The organism is Vibrio sp. 1457, from assembly GCF_033340195.1.
GTDB classification, from domain to species: Bacteria; Pseudomonadota; Gammaproteobacteria; order Enterobacterales; family Vibrionaceae; genus Vibrio; species Vibrio alginolyticus.
The window spans coordinates 233,036-250,727 of sequence record NZ_JAWOWA010000002.1 but is presented as its reverse complement, the minus strand read 5'-3'; the positions used below and the strand labels follow the sequence as shown (position 1 = coordinate 250,727).

The 17,692-nt window shown below is 43.3% G+C and carries 16 protein-coding genes and 1 pseudogene; 4 read left to right on the top strand and 13 right to left on the bottom strand.

Features of this window, described 5'->3' with window-relative positions; translation table 11 throughout:
- The first annotated feature begins 277 nt into the window (after nucleotides 1–277).
- The gene (locus R7Z41_RS02940; RefSeq protein ID WP_242532995.1) at nucleotides 278–1,351 is read left to right on the top strand and encodes a permease; all 1,074 of its coding nucleotides are present in this window, start codon (nucleotides 278–280) and stop codon (nucleotides 1,349–1,351) included.
- Nucleotides 1,352–1,449: 98 nt separating this feature from the next.
- On the opposite strand, the gene R7Z41_RS02935 is transcribed toward R7Z41_RS02940, so the two are convergent.
- Nucleotides 1,450–2,211 carry a transporter substrate-binding domain-containing protein gene (locus R7Z41_RS02935; RefSeq protein ID WP_186585015.1) on the bottom strand — a complete coding sequence of 254 codons (762 nt, stop codon included), beginning with the start codon at nucleotides 2,209–2,211 and terminating at the stop codon, nucleotides 1,450–1,452.
- A gap of 120 nt (nucleotides 2,212–2,331) precedes the next feature.
- A complete protein-coding gene (locus tag R7Z41_RS02930; RefSeq protein ID WP_005377333.1) occupies nucleotides 2,332–2,850 on the bottom strand; it encodes a cysteine hydrolase family protein in 519 nt (172 codons plus the stop codon).
- 114 nt (nucleotides 2,851–2,964) lie between these two features.
- On the opposite strand from R7Z41_RS02930, the gene R7Z41_RS02925 reads away from it, so the two are divergent.
- Nucleotides 2,965–3,876, top strand: coding sequence for a GlxA family transcriptional regulator (locus R7Z41_RS02925; RefSeq protein WP_318136303.1), 912 nt, complete (start codon nucleotides 2,965–2,967; stop codon nucleotides 3,874–3,876).
- Nucleotides 3,877–4,078: 202 nt separating this feature from the next.
- On the opposite strand, the gene R7Z41_RS02920 is transcribed toward R7Z41_RS02925, so the two are convergent.
- From R7Z41_RS02920 to R7Z41_RS02910, 3 genes are all read right to left on the bottom strand, one after another.
- Nucleotides 4,079–5,128, bottom strand: a complete 1,050-nt coding sequence (locus R7Z41_RS02920) for an alcohol dehydrogenase family protein (RefSeq protein ID WP_017635961.1) — start codon at nucleotides 5,126–5,128, stop codon at nucleotides 4,079–4,081.
- Nucleotides 5,125–5,646, bottom strand: coding sequence for a TetR/AcrR family transcriptional regulator (locus R7Z41_RS02915; protein ID WP_053307056.1), 522 nt, complete (start codon nucleotides 5,644–5,646; stop codon nucleotides 5,125–5,127). The genes R7Z41_RS02920 and R7Z41_RS02915 overlap by 4 nt, the downstream gene beginning before the upstream one ends.
- A 143-nt stretch (nucleotides 5,647–5,789) precedes the next feature.
- Nucleotides 5,790–6,971, bottom strand: a complete 1,182-nt coding sequence (locus R7Z41_RS02910; RefSeq protein WP_017635963.1) for an MFS transporter — start codon at nucleotides 6,969–6,971, stop codon at nucleotides 5,790–5,792.
- A 159-nt stretch (nucleotides 6,972–7,130) separates the two neighbouring features.
- On the opposite strand from R7Z41_RS02910, the gene R7Z41_RS02905 reads away from it, so the two are divergent.
- A complete protein-coding gene (locus R7Z41_RS02905; protein ID WP_005377338.1) occupies nucleotides 7,131–8,015 on the top strand; it encodes a LysR family transcriptional regulator in 885 nt (294 codons plus the stop codon).
- Nucleotides 8,016–8,130: 115 nt separating this feature from the next.
- On the opposite strand, the gene R7Z41_RS02900 is transcribed toward R7Z41_RS02905, so the two are convergent.
- Both R7Z41_RS02900 and R7Z41_RS02895 read right to left on the bottom strand, forming a co-directional pair.
- On the bottom strand, nucleotides 8,131–9,036 hold the full coding sequence (locus R7Z41_RS02900) for a TIGR03571 family LLM class oxidoreductase (RefSeq protein ID WP_053307049.1): 906 nt from the start codon (nucleotides 9,034–9,036) through the stop codon (nucleotides 8,131–8,133).
- Nucleotides 9,037–9,168: 132 nt separating this feature from the next.
- Complete coding sequence (locus R7Z41_RS02895; protein ID WP_005377343.1) at nucleotides 9,169–10,074, bottom strand: LysR family transcriptional regulator; 906 nt, start codon at nucleotides 10,072–10,074, stop codon at nucleotides 9,169–9,171.
- Between the two features lie 112 nt (nucleotides 10,075–10,186).
- On the opposite strand from R7Z41_RS02895, the gene dkgB reads away from it, so the two are divergent.
- Nucleotides 10,187–10,987 carry a 2,5-didehydrogluconate reductase DkgB gene (gene dkgB, locus R7Z41_RS02890; RefSeq protein WP_053304418.1) on the top strand — a complete coding sequence of 267 codons (801 nt, stop codon included), beginning with the start codon at nucleotides 10,187–10,189 and terminating at the stop codon, nucleotides 10,985–10,987.
- Between the two features lie 198 nt (nucleotides 10,988–11,185).
- Here dkgB and R7Z41_RS02885 read toward each other — a convergent pair whose 3' ends face one another.
- The 6 genes and pseudogenes from R7Z41_RS02885 to R7Z41_RS02860 form a co-directional block, all read right to left on the bottom strand.
- Nucleotides 11,186–11,878: an SDR family oxidoreductase gene (locus R7Z41_RS02885; RefSeq protein WP_132937121.1), complete on the bottom strand. Its 693-nt coding sequence runs from the start codon at nucleotides 11,876–11,878 to the stop codon at nucleotides 11,186–11,188.
- A 106-nt stretch (nucleotides 11,879–11,984) separates the two neighbouring features.
- Nucleotides 11,985–12,682 (bottom strand): annotated as a pseudogene (locus R7Z41_RS02880) (IclR family transcriptional regulator).
- An 87-nt stretch (nucleotides 12,683–12,769) separates the two neighbouring features.
- The gene (locus R7Z41_RS02875) at nucleotides 12,770–14,740 is read right to left on the bottom strand and encodes a diguanylate cyclase domain-containing protein (protein ID WP_132937123.1); all 1,971 of its coding nucleotides are present in this window, start codon (nucleotides 14,738–14,740) and stop codon (nucleotides 12,770–12,772) included.
- Nucleotides 14,741–14,927: 187 nt separating this feature from the next.
- Nucleotides 14,928–15,281 carry a DUF2750 domain-containing protein gene (locus R7Z41_RS02870; protein WP_005377352.1) on the bottom strand — a complete coding sequence of 118 codons (354 nt, stop codon included), beginning with the start codon at nucleotides 15,279–15,281 and terminating at the stop codon, nucleotides 14,928–14,930.
- Nucleotides 15,282–15,456: 175 nt separating this feature from the next.
- Complete coding sequence (locus R7Z41_RS02865; protein WP_005377354.1) at nucleotides 15,457–16,071, bottom strand: OmpA family protein; 615 nt, start codon at nucleotides 16,069–16,071, stop codon at nucleotides 15,457–15,459.
- Nucleotides 16,072–16,073: 2 nt separating this feature from the next.
- The gene (locus R7Z41_RS02860; RefSeq protein ID WP_017821962.1) at nucleotides 16,074–17,384 is read right to left on the bottom strand and encodes a TolC family outer membrane protein; all 1,311 of its coding nucleotides are present in this window, start codon (nucleotides 17,382–17,384) and stop codon (nucleotides 16,074–16,076) included.
- Nucleotides 17,385–17,692 lie beyond the last annotated feature (308 nt).

Here is a 17,692-nt window from a genome sequence, read left to right as displayed (position 1 = left end):
GGTTTTTTCTTATTTTGATAATTTTAGGTTATGTTTGATAAAAAGGATTCGAGATGCTCTGAAATTATCATAGACAACCAGTCTGCATAGCTAACGACATGTAACTTTATGATAAGTAATGACTAGTTTTATTATTCCATTTTTATGGAAATATTCTGTTGATTTTTTGTTTTGTGATTCTATAATTCCAGAAATATCGAAATGAAAGCTTATCTATCAGGTAAGCTTGTTAGCGAAAATGACGAGGAGAGTAAATGTGAATACAGAAATTATAACAATGGTTAAAGAAGCGCTGGATATGTTTGCGTTTCTAGCAACCGAACTTATCATCTTATTTCTGGCAATTAGCTACATTGTCGGTGTGTTGCAAGATTTTCTAACGCCAGAAAAAATTCAATCTATTCTTAGCTCGAAAAAGGGTAAAGGTTACTTCATTGCTGCGTTGCTAGGCTCGATTACGCCTTTCTGTTCGTGTTCGACCATTCCTTTCTTAAAAGGCTTGTTGCGTGCAAGAGCAGGTTTTGGACCTATGATGGTGTTCCTATTTGCAAGCCCGTTGCTTAACCCAGTGATTATTGGCTTGTTTGTGGTGACTTTTGGTTGGAAAGTTGCGGTATTTTACTTTGCTATCGCGATGTCAGTATCAGTGGTAGCAGGCTATGTACTTGAAAAACTAGGGTTTGAACGTTACGTCAAACCAGAAGCATATCAAGCGGTAGGTTCTTCTTCGTGCGGTACTTCTTGTGGCGATTCAAGCAAGAAAAAAGAAGAAGCGAGACCAGCATCAATCTGTGGTACCAGCGCCTGCAATGAACCTACGCCAGTTGCGGCGAAAACATCTTGCTGTGGTGATGCACCAAAACCTGAACCTAAAGTGGAAGTGTCTTGCTGCTCATCAGACGGTAGTGCAACAGCGACAGTCGTGGAAGAGAAAGAACCTAGCCGCTGGGTACGTATTTGGCAATCAACTTGGAAAGACTTTAAGCAAGTGTTCCCTTATCTCATGATGGGCATTGCGATTGGTTCATTTATCTATGGCTTCATCCCGACGGAGTTCATTGCGGAGTTCGCTGGTGAAGCGAAGTGGTACGCGATTCCGGTCGCAGCAATCATTGGTATTCCATTGTACATCCGTGCAGAGGCGGTCATTCCACTTAGCGCGGCACTAGTACAAAAAGGTATGGCTCTTGGATCTGTTATGGCGCTTATTATTGGTAGTGCTGGCGCAAGTCTTACAGAAGTGATTTTGTTGAAATCAATTTTTAAGAACCAAATGATCGCTGCCTTCCTAATCGTTATCTTAACGATGGCCATGGGAGCGGGTTACTTATATACGTGGGCTTTTTTATAAAAATAACCCTCGGGCGACTGCTCGAGGGCTCCGTTTTTGTCGCCATATAGGGAAAGGGAAGTTTCCTATACCGCGCAGGCTATAAAAAGATAAAGAGGTTACTCGTAAATACTATAGGAGAAATACTTGCTGGCGATGGTTTTATGCTTACCGCTCTGGATCAATTTTTGTATTCCGCTATCGAGTAATGCTTTTAATTCTTTGTCTTGTTTTCTCACTGCTACGCCAATGCCACGGCCGAACCACTTTTCCTCAGTAAACGCTGGTCCAGTAAAGTGATAGCCTTGACCTTGTGCAGTTTCAAGAAAACCAGCACTTAAACCGATTGAGCCGCCAAATACAGCATCTAACCGTCCATTGAGTAGATCGGTAAATGCCTCATCGAACGTACCATAACGACGAATATCAATATCTGGATACAAGGCCGAAAGGTACTTATCACCAATTGTGGCTCTTTGAACTCCAATAGATAAACGATTTAGGCTGCCGTCATCCATGTTGATTTCTCTATCATTTTTCATTACAAAACGAGTCGGTACTTTTGCATAAGGGACGGTGAAATCGACTTTCTTTTCTCGTTCTTCTGTGATTGTCATTGCAGCAATAATCGCATCGTTCTTGCGACTAAGGAGAGAAGGGATGATGCCATCCCAATCCATTTTTGAGATAACGCACTTTACTTCTAACTCTTTGCATAACGCGTTAGCGAGGTCGACTTCAAACCCTTCTAGCTTTCCCTCTTTTGTCGTCCAGCTAAATGGAGGGTAAGCCCCTTCAACAGTGAAGCGAATTTGTTTCCACTCTTTCGCATGGCTGAAAACTGAAAATAAGCTAATAAACAATGCGACTATCCATTTCATAAATGTTTCCTTGTAACTATTTGGAAACCAATGTTTAACACAAAGTAAGCAAATATCAATGAAAATGCATATATGTGTGACCTTTCGCCCGCATTGTGTGAGCGAAAGGTTTTGCGTGTATTACAGCTTATCTTCAATAGTTACGAGGGGAACTCTCGTTGAGACAGCGTGAAGTGCAATGTTGTGAATCATTTCATCGACCGTGGTACAGCTATCCATTAAGATCGAAACATCATACTTGTCCGCAGATTTTGAGATAGCAGTATGTGTGACGCAGTTTTGTGTCATCATTCCGCATACAAGTAACTCCGTTACATTTTTGCTTGCCAATACTTCTTCTAAACGTGTTCCTTCAAAGCTATCTGCGAAGTGCTTTACCACGATTTCGGAATTCGGCGCTAAAGCAAGAACTTCTGGGTGAATATTGGCACCGTCGCTGCCTTCATTGAAGAATGGGGCAATGCCCATGGCAGGATCGGCAATATGCTGAATATGAATCACAGGAATGTTTTGCTCATTGGCTTTAGTTATTGCTCTCTTAACATTGTCTAAAGTTGATTCTGTATTCCATAAAGGAAACTTTCCTTCTGGGAAATAGTCGTTTTGCAAATCAATTACAAGTAGGGCTTTTTGAGTCATTTTCTTTTCCTTTTATTGAGGATCATTGCGGTACGAATAATATAAAGACTTTTAGCCACCTTCTTTAGAGTCTAAAATGACACAAAAGAGTCAAAAAGCGACACTTGAAGATAAATGAAAATAGCACTCGTTAATTACCCAGATAGCTCGCAAGTCTCCGTATATGGTTTAAGCGAACTCTTCGAGATGGCAAACCGTGCGGCGGCTAAATTGGGCGTTGATGTGCACTTTGAAGTAGAGATATTGGATCACTGGTCAAACACGCACTTCGATGTGAAAACAGCGGTAATGATTCCGCCCAGCGGCACTGGTCAATATTACTTAGAACCAGAGCCAGAGCTACTCGACTGGTTAAATGTCCAATATAGTAAAGGTGCGATTTTAGCCTCCGCCTGCGCTGGTACTTTTATTCTTGCTCAAACCCAGTTGTTGACCAATAAGTCTTGTACAACACACTGGGGCTTGGCTCCTTCATTAGCGAGTCAGTTTCCCGATATCCACGTAAGACAAGAAGCCATCCTTATTAACGAAGGAACGATCATTACGGCTGGGGGTATGATGTCATGGGTGGATTTAGGCTTGGAATTGGTTTCCTTATTTGCGTCACCGGCAGTAATGCGCCTGTTAGGAAAAATGTTGGTTATTGATACTGGTCCGAGAGAGCAACGCTTTTATCAACAGTTTACCCCAAACTTCCAACATGGTGATGAGGTAATTGTTCAACTACAGCACTATATAAACGATCATTATCAAGGAAAACTGAGCAATAAAGAGCTTGCAGAGTTGAGTTGTTTAACAGAAAGGACATTGCAGCGACGCTTTAAAAAGGCGACAGGTTTCAATGTTAACCAATACATACAAAGCTTAAGAGTCCAAAAAGCTTGTGATTTACTTGAGTCGACAACCCTAACATTTGACGCAATATCATTTAGAGTGGGTTACCAAGATGTGAGCGCGTTCAGGAAAATATTTAATAGGATCGTAGGTTTAACACCAAAGTCGTTCAGATCTCGGTTCTGTTCATAAACGCCAGAAGTAAGATAATGTTGGTATTAAACATTTATAACTCAGAAACAAACACATATTTTTACAAGCTGGCTTAGCGTGATGAAAAGGGATAACAAGCTAAGCCAACCGTAGCGCACTCCTAATTACTGAACATTTTGTAGAATGCTTAAAGGGTTCTCAAATTACAATGACTTGTATAGGTCTTTGTTAATCACAAAAGCTATGTGATTTCCAAAACCAGTTTCCCAATATGTTGCTTGCGTGAAAATACTTCTTGCGCTTGACCTATCTGGTTCAAGGGAAATGACTCCGCGACTAAGGGACGAATTGCGTTCTGTTCGATATAGCGAACCAAGTTACCGAATACTTCTGGTGCCAAAACGGTACAACCAAATAACGCTAGGTCTTTAAGGTAAAGAGTTCTTACATCCAGCTCGACAATTGGGCCGCCTATGGCGCCGGAAACAGCGTATCTTGATCCTGGCTTTAGTACCTGAAGAAATTGTGGCCACTGCTCTCCTGCGACCAAATCAATCACTACGTCAACGCTGTTTTCTCCGAGAGTCGCTGTTAAATTTGCATCGCGAGGGATAACTTGGTTTGCTCCTAATGCCGTGATCTGTTCTTTCTTTTCTGGGCTGGCGATAGCAATGACGTATGCTCCACGCGCCTTCGCCAGTTGGATTGCGGCAGAGCCAACACCACCGGATGCCCCTGAAATCAGTACGGTATCGCTCGCTGTGACATTAGAGCGGACAAGCATGTTCTCGGCAGTTGAATAAGAACAAGGGAAGGAGGCCAAGTCGATATCCGATAAACTACTATTCACAGCATATGCATGTTTACTGTCAACAACAGTGAACTGAGCAAAGCCACCATCACATTCTGAACCGAAGTACCAAGGCGAGCTAAGTGCTTGACTGTGGAAGCGCGTAATACATGGTTCGATAAGCACACGCTGACCGATTCGTGATGGGCAGATATTCTCACCAACAGCGACGATGGTACCGCATACATCGGCACCTTGGATTCGAGGGAGAGATAGCGCGTCTCCTGACCAACTTGCATCCATGCTATTGGCGTCATTTTTAGAATACCATGCTGTTCGGGTATTGATGTCGGTGTTATTGACTCCGGCAGCGGCAACTTGGATCAATACATCATCAGGCGAGGGGACTGGCACAGGTAGATCATCGCGGTAACGAAGCATATCTGGCCCACCATGACCGATAAGTTGGACGCCTTTCATGACTTTCGGGATTGTGGTCATTGATTGTTCTCCTTCATTAGTTCTAGCAGAGTGCGTTCAGCGGATGCAAAGGCAGCGTGACCGAGAACCGGCCATGCGTTGGATAGACCTTCATGTAACAAAAAGAGTGTGGTTGCGAGGTCTTCTCGCTGACTTAGTTGGCCCATAAGCTGACGGACCGCCAATTTGTGTTGTTTTACTGCTTGATTAATTGATAGATTTTCTGGATAGGCTGCTAATGCATTGATGGACATGCAGCCATTCGGTGCAAACTCCTTCATCCAATCCTCGAGGCGAGTGAATAGGTGTAATACAGCCGGTGTTCCATTGGCAGGGGCGTCTTCGAGCAAAAAACTCAAATACCTTTGATGGCGATGCTCGAGAGCTGCAACAATCATCGCTTCCTTGGAGGGGTAGTATTTGTACAGGGTTCTCAGGCTGACTTCGCAGGCGTTTTTGAGTTGGGGTACGCTAGGCTCGGCGAAGCCATACTGACTGAATGCTTTTTCTAGGCTTGCTGCGATTTTTTCTTTCACTATTTGATACACCAGGTAGAACGTTTGTTTTACCTAAGGGTAGAATAAACTTTCTACCTCAGTCAATGGTGTATTTAAACTCTGTATTGAAAGCCCGACGTAATGCCGGGCTAATTTAAGTGATTTTTATAGATTCGGAACGTGAATCAGTGTGCCGTTGCGTGCTGCTCTCCACGCTTGTCTAGCATTCCGCTGAAACGGGTTAGTAGTAGAGCACCTAATACTACGATCGCGCCAATCCAAGGTGTGTGCATCAGCCCAGCATTGGCCACGATAAGGCCACCGCCCCAAGAACCCAGTGCAATACCTACGTTAAATGCAGCAATGTTGAGACCAGAAGCGACGTCGACTGCATCAGGTGAATATTTCTCTGCTAGTTTGACAACATAAACTTGAAGTCCTGGAACGTTACCAAAGGCAAAGGCACCCCAGACAAGAATGGTCACTACTGCAGAAATTGGATTAAATGCTGTGACACTAAACACGAGCAATACCACAATTAGGCCCGAGAAAATCGCTGTCAGAGCTTTGATTGGCCCCATAGAGTCGGCCATCTTTCCGCCCCAGATGTTGCCGAATGCGACTGATACACCATAAACCAACATAATTAGGCTGATAGCGCTAGAGCCAAACCCCGAAACTTCTTCCAAAATAGGAGCCAAGTAAGTGAAGGCTGTGAACGTACCACCGTAACCGAGCGCGGTGATTGCGTACACCAAAAGTAGACGAGGCTGAGTCAAGACTTTTACTTGCGATGACAGCTTGGTTGCTGGTGGTTGTTTCAGATTACTCGGCACTAGCAGAGCGCTTCCTATCAGTGCGATGATTCCAAGGATCGCGACGATTAGGAAGGTTGCCTGCCAACCAAATGTCTGGCCAATCCAGGTGCCAAGTGGCACGCCCGTCACTAGAGCTACGGTGAGACCGGTAAACATAATAGCAATTGCGCTAGCGGCTTTTTCTTTTGACACTAGGCCAGTGGCGATAGTCGAGCCGATCGAAAAGAACACACCGTGTGCAAGCCCGGTCAGTATCCTTGCTGTAACTAGTGTGTTGTATCCAGGTGCTTGCCAGGCTAACAGATTGCCAAGAACAAACAGTGCCATAACAGAAAGCAGAACGTACTTTCTTTTCCAGTTACCAGTCAGCGCTGTTAAAACGGGAGCACCAACCGCGACACCAAGTGCGTACAGGCTAACTAAAAGACCCGCTGAAGGTAATGATACGTTGAGGTCGGAGGCCATAGTCGGTATCAGACCGACAATTACAAACTCCGTGGTTCCAATAGCAAAGGCGCTCAGCGTCAATGCAAGTAAAGCTAAAGGCATAACAACTCTCTCTTATAATCATTGAATATGAATGGATAAACGAATAGCCCGTTTCCATGTCGTGTATTATTAAAGAGTTATTCGTTGCGAAAAATGGTGTTTATTACAAAATACTTTTGTTATAAATGATGAAAATGCGCAGTTAAGAAAGGGGATGAAATGTTAACCCGATCAGATGAATTAGAGATTCTCATGGCAGTTGTGGATAGTGGTGGATTTTCTTCCGCTGCTGATGCACTAGGTATTCAAGTCGCTAGGGTATCTCGTGCGGTTAGTAAAGTTGAATCACAGTTGGGGGTAACCTTGCTGAATCGCACGACACGCAGAGTGGAAGTTACTGAGGAAGGGCATCAGTTTGTTGAAGCGGTTCGCTTAGGTTTACTACAAATACAGCAAGCTGAAGAAGAGATCATTACACGAGGTGAACTACCCAAGGGGCGCTTAAGAGTTGATGCCGCTAGCCCATTTGTTTTACATCAACTTGTGCCGTTAATTCAGCCATTTAAAGAGGCTTATCCTGATATTCAGCTCGATCTTACCTCTAATGAGGGTTTTGTGGATCTATTGGAAAAAAGAACCGATGTGGCGATACGTATTGGACGATTATCGGATTCAACACTGCATGCTAAACCTTTAGGAACAAGCCCACTATTTATCGTTGCCACGCCTGGTTATTTATCTAAACGAGGTTTCCCTGAAGCGGTGAGCGATTTGCGCAGTCATAACTTGATCGGTTTTTCTGGCGCTAAAGTGTTAAATCAGTGGCCATTACGAGGGTTTGAGATGATAGAGCCTGATATCCTATCCAGCAGTGGTGAAACGGTTAGACAGTTAGTGCTGGCAGGGAACGGCATTGCATGTTTATCTGGCTTTATGGTGAAAGATGATCTTGATTCTGGACGGTTAGTGGCATTGTTTGAATCGGAAAAAATCACAAATACTGGACGAGAACAGGTCAATGCTGTGTTCTACAAATCTTCTTCAGTCTCTAAACGTATTTCCGCGTTCATCGACTTTATTCAACCAAGACTTACTTTAAAATAACTCTATTATTGTTGTTTTAACAAAAGAGTTTTGTCGTTATTGCAGCTTTTGTTTTTCCAAGTGCCAAGCCTAGCGTGCCACCCCTTAGTAAGGTGGCACATATTTTTATTTGATCTTAGTTAAAGCGTGGCAACACGTACTGAGCGATCTGTTCCATTGATTTCTCAATTGGTTGGCTATTACGACGGAAATGCAACCCGATGTGATTGACTCCTGCTTCTTGCATTTTTTCTAGCTCATCGCTCAAGCCATTGACTCCGGCCCGGATACCAAAATGATGCCGAACGACTGGTGCATTTGGGTTATCGACTAAATCAAGATGAATAAAGCTGGCGTAGGGTTTGTTTCCCGCTACGGAGCGCCAAAGTGCAACGCGGTGTTCATGATCATCAGGTGTGCCTGGGTAGGCGAGCCAGCCGTCTAGGTTTTCTCCTATCCATTGTGGACTTTGCTGCGCTAACCCTGCGACATAGATAGGAATATCAGCAAACTCGGGTAATAACTGTAGATCGTTACCCAGTTTATCATTTTTCGTATCTTTCAAAATCTCTACACTTTCTCGAAAAGCTGATCCACGGCTGTCAAAGTTGGCATTAAAAACGGGATATTCACTAGGGCGGTCTCCACTAGCCACACCGAGTATCAGGCGGTCACCACTTAACTCGTTGATGGTCGCAGCGGCTTTTTTCACTAGCCAAGGTTGTCTTAACGGTAATACTATCGCTGCTGTCCCTAGTAGAATGTTGTCGGTGCACGCAGAGAGATAGCCAAGATAACTGAACGGTTCATAAATTTGTGCCGCGTCTCCAAAGTTAGGGTCGTACAACGGGACATCTCTCACCCACGCTACGTTAAAGCCTAACTTATCGGCTAACATAATACGCTGTTTATGTGCACTCATGTCTGGTACGCCGAACGGTTTTCGTTGGAGCAGGCGTTTTTTCTGGCCTTCTTGGGTCCAGTCATTATCTAGGGGGAGCTCAACCCCGATGGTGAATCTGTTACTTAAATCTTTATGCATTATGAAGCCTGACTATTACTGTGAGTACTAGGAGGCAAGGTGCCTCCCTGATATTCAGGACACTATGAGATTTTTGTTGTGAGAAAAAGCGGCAAAAAGACAAAAGTGTTTTGCTACAAACAGCGGTGGTCTTTAAAGGAACTGGTGGTTCTCTACCTTGATTTCTTGCTTGATGAAGTCAATAAAAGAGCTGATCCGGCGTGAGGTGCTGGCATTTTTGTAATACACCGCATGAACGGGCTGTTCGACATTATGCGTGTGTTCACTAAGCACGCCCACTAAGCGACCAGCTTGTCGGTCAGAGTAGGTCATAAAGTCAGACAGGCAAGCTATCCCCGCACCATGTAAGGCTAAACATCTTAGCGTCTCGCCATTATCAGATCTTAGGCTACTCATAATACGCAGAAGTTTGTTCTTATCATCCATGATCGGCCATTCCTTAAGATACTCCGGCTTGTTGAATCCAAGTAGCTTGTGATTGAGTAACTGATCTATTGAGGTTGGAGTACCATGTTGTCTTAAATACTCTGGACTCGCGACGATTCGAATCCGACTTTTACCAAGAAATATCGCGCGCATGGTTGAGTTTTGTAGCTCACCGATACGAAAAGCAATATCGGTTTTTGTTCCCAAAAGGCTAATATTTTCCTCATTGGAATTGAGATCGATTTCGACTTCTGGATACAAGCTCTGATATTTAGCAATGTGCGGAGTTAGTACGTGCAGTAAGAAGGGGGTAGCTGCGTTTATTCGTAGGAGGCCAGAAGGCTTATATTTCTGGCTTTTCAGTTGTGCTTCGGCATTCTCTACTGCTTCTACAATATGTCTGACTTTATCGAGGTATATCGTTCCTTCATTAGTAACATCTAACTTACGGGTTGTGCGATTTAACAAGGTCGTTTCGAGTTTGGCTTCTAGCCGAGATACCGATCGACTCACCGCCGAGACGGTCATCGATAACAGTTCAGCCGCAGAGCTGATTGAACCCGTATCGACCACGGCCATAAAGGTGCGCATTTCATCTAGAGTAGCTTTCATTGTTGAATATATTTCAAATTAGATTTGAGTATTGTTAACTTTACGGAAAGTTTCTTGCGGCGTAAAGTTTTGCTTCGAATCAACTATAAAATCGATAATTCAGGAGATTTAGATGAAAGTACCATCATTTGGCGTCGGCACGTTTCGTTTAGAGGGTGAAGTAGTTAAGGATTCAGTCCGTAATGCGTTAGAAGTGGGTTACCGCGTAATTGATACTGCACAGATTTACGGTAATGAGGCAGAAATCGGTGAAGTATTGACACAATCCGGTATTGCACGTGATGAGCTATTCATTACGACCAAGATCTGGGTTGATAACATGAACACGGAACAACTCATTCCAAGTCTAAAAGAGAGCTTAGAAAAGCTAAATACAGATTATGTGGATTTGACCTTGATCCATTGGCCTGGCAATAACAATAACTTGAACGAATACATGGCTTCATTACTTGAAGCTAAATCGCAAGGGTTAACCCGTAATATTGGCGTATCCAACTTTAATATTGACTTGTTGCAACAAGCGATAGAAGTGGTCGGTAAAGAGAATATTGTTACTAACCAAATCGAGCTTAGCCCTTATTTGCAAAATCGTAAGTTGGTCAGCTTCATGCAGGAAAACGATATTCAGGTAACGTCTTACATGACCTTGGCATATGGGAAAGTACTTGGGGACCCAACTATTGCAGGTATTGCTGAGGACTATCAGGCCACGCCCGCTCAAGTCGCGCTTGCTTGGGCTTTGTCAAAAGGTTACGCGGTGATCCCGTCTTCAACTAAACGAGAGAATTTGGCAAGTAACCTGAAAGCACTTGAACTTAATCTGAGTGAAGAGGCGATTGCAAAGATAGATGCGTTAGAAAGAAATGGCCGCGAAGTAAACCCTGAAGGGCTAGCGCCTGAATGGGATGATTGAGTGAGTTTCACAGGAAATCATTGCCTAAATGACGCCTCTGCAATCGCTGACTTCCTCAGCGTTTGACAGTAGTACAACACCATAGACGATAAGGGCTCGCTTGTCTGACGATAGTGCGAGCTTTTATCTTTTTGGCCTATTAGTTTACTGTATTCTCCCGGCCTTCAATTTGGCCGGGAGACGTCATTTAGAGATCAATTACCATTCGATTGTAGAGCCATCAAATACGCGGAAGCTTCCGGATTGCTCAAGTGTTAGCTGTTCTGCGACCGAAACAATGCCTGCAACACTTTCCTCGGCAGAAAAGGTTGCGTCCTCACCGCCCATATCGGTTTTTACCCAGCCGGGATGAACTGCGACAGTTTTTACTCCTCGCGATTCGAGATTGCGTGCTGCTGATACTAGAACCTGATTAAGCGCTGCTTTAGATGCTCGATAACTGTACATGTTACCTGAACTGTTATCGCTTAAACTCGCAACTCGGGTTGAGATTCCCACGATGGTTTTGTGCTGACTTTTCGCAACGTTGTCTTGTAGGGCTTGAATTAGCAGGGCAGGTGCGACGGTATTTATGTTTAGTACTTCTAGCCATTTTTTCTGGGTCATTTCGCCAAGCTTTGCACACTCTTCGCCTAATACACCTGCATTAAGAATTAAATGATCGAGCGGACGATCCGCTAATCGAGTGGCTAACTGATCGATATCTTGTTGGTTAGTGACGTCTAGAGCCATCAGTTGAAGTTGATTAGATTGGGTTACTAGTTCATTGAGCTGCTTAGCATTTTCTGGTGAACGACAAGTTGCGATAACTTGCCAACCTTTTCCAAGGTAGTGGCGGACAAATTGCAAGCCTAAGCCACGGTTAGCGCCGGTGATTAATACAGTAGACATCGCTTCTCCTACGTTGTTGAGTTGAACAACGACCATATTAGAGGCGACGTATAAGCATGTAATCAAAACAGTATAAAAATGGCCTAGGATTCGACATTGTCAAATCTTAAAATTTGAGAAAGATGCTGGCAAAGTGTTTTAGCCTAGTGACCGTCAGTTCGGAGGCAGCACCGCTAACACCTGCAACAGCAACGACTTTACCATCCAAGTAAAGGGGGATCGCTAAGCAATTGAGGTTTGGCTCTGCCTCTTCTAAATCGAGTGCGTAACCTGATAATACAACCTGATTAAGTTCAGTTTCTAACGTGGGGGATATTTGGTTTTCAAGGCGTAATGTTCGACGAAGCTCATCATCAAAACTAAGAAAAACTTTGCCGATCGCAGATGTTGTGAGTCCTTCTCGTTTCCCTCTCGGGCTACGGATAGTAAGAGGGTTATCCTGCTCTATAGCATCGATATACAAGTACTCTTTAGCGCCACTTTGTACAGCGAGGTAAGCTGTGTTGTTAGTCACTTGGGCCATTTTTTCAGCAATGGAACAAAATGTTGTCGGATAGCTTCGTTTTTTTGTTCAATCGGCTTAGACAGTTCATAGCATCTAAACCCTAGGCTGTAGCTATGGTTGTGTTTGGATACATATCCAAGAGAGTGTAGAGTCGCAAGTAACCCGTGAACAGTCGTCTTATTTAACTGGATCGCATTACTGATCGTCTGTAATGATAGGGGAGACTCACTCATCGAGAGCAACTCGAGGATTAGAAAACCTCGCTCTAGAGACTGAATGTTTTTTCTTGCCTTGGGCACAAAGACTCCTTGATGATGGTGTTGCATCTGAATGGCTTACTGATGCTTCCACCTATAACAAACCACTACGCTGGTGGTTTGGTTTTATTAGAGAATATACTCAGCACTTAAACTGATCGGCTCGTTGTATGCATCCACAAGGGAGTTTTTTCCTTGCTTCTTAGCATTGTATAACGCTTGGTCTAATATCGAATAGAGCTCATCAAAGTTGGTGAGTGGCATTGAGGTTGATAGATAGGCCAGACTCGCAGATATATTCAATTGATGATTATTAAGCGAATGTACACTCTTTTCTGAAATTGTTTTATGCAGACTTTGTATTCTAAAGGGAACGTCAATCTCATCGACGTTTTTCAATAGCAAGATAAACTCTTCTCCACCTAAACGACCCAAGTACTCTCCCTTATTAAGTTTAGCTTTAAGCGCTTTGCATACCTGTTGTAGTACTAAGTCGCCAGTCGGATGACCATACTGATCATTAATCGCCTTAAAGTCATCTAGATCGATTAATGCTAGAACGTAGCGGAAGTCTCCTTCCGCTTTGGAGGTGTGGCTTTTAATCGTCTCTATAATTGCCGCTCTGTTTAATGCACACGTTAAGCTGTCTATTTTGGCTTTTAAGCGTGTTTGTCGCTGAACCATCAATGCCAGAGCGAGGAGAATCAATAAACAGAAAACAACAAAATTATAAGTGCGTTGTTGGTCTGTGAGTTTTTCAAACTGGTACTGACTTAGAAGAGTTTCGTTGTTCAACTGCGCGACTTGTAGATCATATTCATACTCTTTTTTAGTGAGATCTAGTGCCTCTAACGCCTTGATATTACTCGCGTCTCGGTTCGTTAGTTCAATCGTCGAGTAGGCCTTGTGATGCTCCAGCGCCTTTTTGTAATCATTTTGAGCTTGGTATGCTTTTGAGAGGAGTAATTGGGCTTGCGCTTGCAATAAGGGCCTAGCGTTTTTTACCGCTAATCTTAACGCAATTGTACCGTGTTCAATCGATTTTTCGGGTGTATGGTTCTTTAAATATGCCAATCCAGCAGCCAAATGACCCTCTGTTTCAAGGTGCGTATTCTCATAAGTTTGGGCAATGTTTAATGCTCTTCCAATGTAATCTACCGCGGTATCCAATTGCCCAGAATCGGCCAAAGCAGCAGATAACCCTAAATAGGTCAACCCTTGCCCGTATGGATAATGAAGTTGTTCGAGAATCGTTAATGCATTTTTGTAGTGGCTGATGGACTTATCGAGTTCTTTGGATTTTCTGTACATCGCTCCTAGACTATGTTCGACTTGCGCAACTTCAAGAGGTGTCCCTTCATCTTGGCGAACCAGTAAGGCTTGAATGAGATATTGCTCTGATTGTTCAAATTGCCCCAGCTCTGCAAGTAAATTGCCGACGTCATTGTAAATCCCTGAAGGATCGCTTTGCGTCGACATGTTGGCCATCAACTGTCGATACAAACTTAAGGCTTTTTCATAGTCACCGCGGTAATTGTAGTTATTTGCTACCACGCGCAAAGCGAGATCAACAGGGAAGTTTTCTTGATGCTTATGATTTAAGTGGCTCTCTAAGGATGAGCAATAAAAGTTTGCTTTGTGATAACGACCTTGTTGATTCAGCGTATAACAAAGTTGATAGTTCATCAGAGCCTTGCCTTCGGAATCGGATATTTTCTTCATTGTCTGTCGCAAAGAAGAAAAGCTATCTACTGAGGCCTCGTAACTACCATGCTTACGTTCATTTAAGGCAAGAATATATTCTGATTCTAATTGAGAAAAAGGGTTGTCTAAGACTTGACTGCTGCCGTAGTAAGGCTGATTTATGTTTGACATATATTCATAAATCAATCCACTTACGTAGAGCTTTTCGCTGTCCGATTTCGCTGTATGGTAGCGATCTTGAAGCATGCTCAATGCCGACTCAGGGTTGCTTCGTAGTGTGGTTTGGTAGACAGAGTGCCACTGTGTGATATTTTGGTTTGGTTCAATATCTTGAGTGTCGCTTGCATATACTGGAGTGAGCAAAAGTGACGCAAGCAAGGGATAGAGCACGCGCATGTTTAAACGAGCCTTTAATTTAAGGTGCCTTTAAAGTTGAGTTATCATAGCGCTTTTAACGCATCAGCGTTGTGATTGAGTTGGGTGTACTAAGAAAAAGAGTAGTAAAACTATGCACTTGGTCGAGATATTGAAAGAAGAGGCATAAAAAAGAAAGACCTCAACATAAAGTTGAGGTCAGAAATCTTTAATCAATGTAAAGCTTTGCTAGATCTTGAGGCTCCATTTCTTTGCCTTCTAACTGATCGTTCCAGTTAGTTCCAACAAGAACACCATCTTCAGCAAGAGTCAAAAGCCAATCTTCAACAAAGATATCTAATGGGATTTCTAGTACAGTAAAATCTGCCCATTCTTCAACATTATGTGCTTCTGCATCTTCTTTAGAAGACCAGAAAGGCATGACTTCGCTGTTTTCGAATTCAGTTGAATCGCAAGATAGCCAACCTTCTTCATTGCGTAGACCCCAAACCAATTGGTTTTCTTTCGTTTCTGCAACAAAAAGGTCAAGGTTCGCTTGGATATCTGATGTAAGTTTGCTCATTTCAAAACTCTCGTTGTTATGACGTGGCTAGAGTAACACTAAAGTGCCGATTCCTAAAGCATAATACGGTTGTCGAAATGAGTAAAAATAAAGGAGCCGAAGCTCCTTTTCTGAGGTTAAGTATTCACTCGTTTTTGTTTGCTTTGTGCTTGCAGAGCAAACAAAAACAGGTACTTTACCTTTCTGGAAGAGTTGTGAATATTGTCCACTCTCTTTTTATCTCGCCTTTGTAACCAACGACTGATGCGGTTACTCGACGATTTAAAGCATGGCTGACTTCATCGGTCCCTTGCTGTGCTAAGTGAGTGTCACCAAAACCAACAATGCGGACTCTACTCGGTTCGATGTCGTAGCTTAGTAGGGCTTCACGGACATTGCGTGCTCGTCTTTCAGAAAGATCTTGGTTATGCTTTGAACCACCAACTTTACTAGCATAGCCGTGCAGCTCTATCGAAGTAGTAGGGTACTCTTTTAAAAAGTCGGAAAGCTCTCGGACTTGTCTTCTGAAGACTGGATTGATCTCATCAGAGTCGTTAGCAAAAAGTATCCGCACTTGCATGTTATCTGATGCTTTAATGTATTCTCCACAACCGTCGTTGTCGACCTCTGAGCCTTCAGGTGTACCTGGGCACATATCTCGAGCATTGATGACACCATCGTTATCGTCATCTTGCAAATCTGCTATTTGTTCTGCATTTGGTACAGGACGATACTCATATTCGTCTTCAGCAACAACGTGTTGAGTGATGGCGAGCATACCCAATGCAAATAGAATCTTCACTGGTTTCATGATCAGTACTCCACCTTTTCATTCCATTCTGTAGGTACATCGACACGCAAGGCATTTAACAATTGGCCAGTCGCGTTCATAACGCGGTACTTGGCGTACTGCTCTGAGTATCGAGCATCCAAGTAGTTCTTTCTCGCTTCGAAAAGTTCGTTTTCAGTATTTAACAAGTCCAGCAGAGTGCGTTTTCCAATGCGATACTGCTTTTCGTAGGCGATGACAGTTTCAGAGGCCGAATCTACGTGATCCGCTAGGAACTCTTTTTGTTGAAGTGTTAAATCTAACGCACTCCAAGATAGACGAAGACCTTCTTCGACTTGGCGGTATGCACGTTCTCTTAAGTCTTTTGCTTTATTTAGTTGGTAGGCAAAACTTTCAGCGTTGGCTACGTCACTACCACCGTTAAAGAGGTTGTAACGCATACGTAACATTGCTGTTGTCTCTTCGCTGCTTCCTTCAATACCGCTTGCATCATCACGCCATGTTTGAGCCGCTTCTACCGATATCGTTGGGTAGTAAGCTCCCTTAGATTGCTTGTATTGGAACTTTGCAGAGTCCACATCAGCTACCGAGATTTTGATTACTGGGTGTGACTCGAATGCCAAGTCAATCGCTTCATCGATGGTGTAGGGAATAAAGTTTTGGTCCGCTCTTGGGAAAATCAATCCTTGTGGTGACTGTCCGACAAGGCGTGTAAAGGTGGTGTGGCTGTCATATAAGTTGTTCTGAGCTGCCACCAAGTTACCGTGAGCCTTTGCTAAACGAGCCTCTACCTGGGTTAGGTCTGCTGTAGAACCGATACCTGAGTTAACTCGCTTTTTAATGTCTTCATAGATCTTCTTATGCACTTTCAAGTTATTCTCGGAAAGTGTAAGAATTTCATAAGCTTTTACTGAGTCTAAATAAACTTTCGCGACCTCTAGAGCGGTGTCTTGGGCATCAGCTAGAAGTTGATAACGGACCGATTCAGCATCAGCTGCTGTTCGATCCATATCATTAAGTGTCGCTGAGCCATCCCATATTAGCTGGGTTAGTGTCACGGTGGCTTCTTTTCTTGTCAGGTCGGTTGAATCTCGCCCTGACTCTGCGGGTTTGATTCCTTCGTAACCGATACCGGCATCTAAGTCTACGGATGGGAGGTAAGCACCACCAGATGCTTCATTCACATACTGCTTGCTAACGAATTCATTGAACGCACTTTTGATGTCAGGATTGGTTTTTAATGTGTTTTCAACCGCTTGCTCTAGCGTTTGCCCAAACGCATGACTAGCGGTGAACATACCAATACAAAAGGCGTTGGCACGAGTCCACTTCACTGTGATTCTCCTAGATAATGGTAAAAATTCTCGAGGTGATAGGGCTTATAAGTGGAATACTTATAAGGGCGTCAATAATTTAGCGCACAATAACATTAATATGCGATGAAGTAACCTGTTGATTCGCTGTTCATTTGTTTCAATTTTGATAAATCAACCTACTAAATCTGCCTAAAACTTGAATTAAGATCTCAAATTAAAGATGGAGGTAATAGCTAGGAACGTGTGTCCAGATTTTAATAAAATAAAACACTTATGCATCTGGATTCTTATTGATGTATGACACATAATTACTTTATTGAGCATCA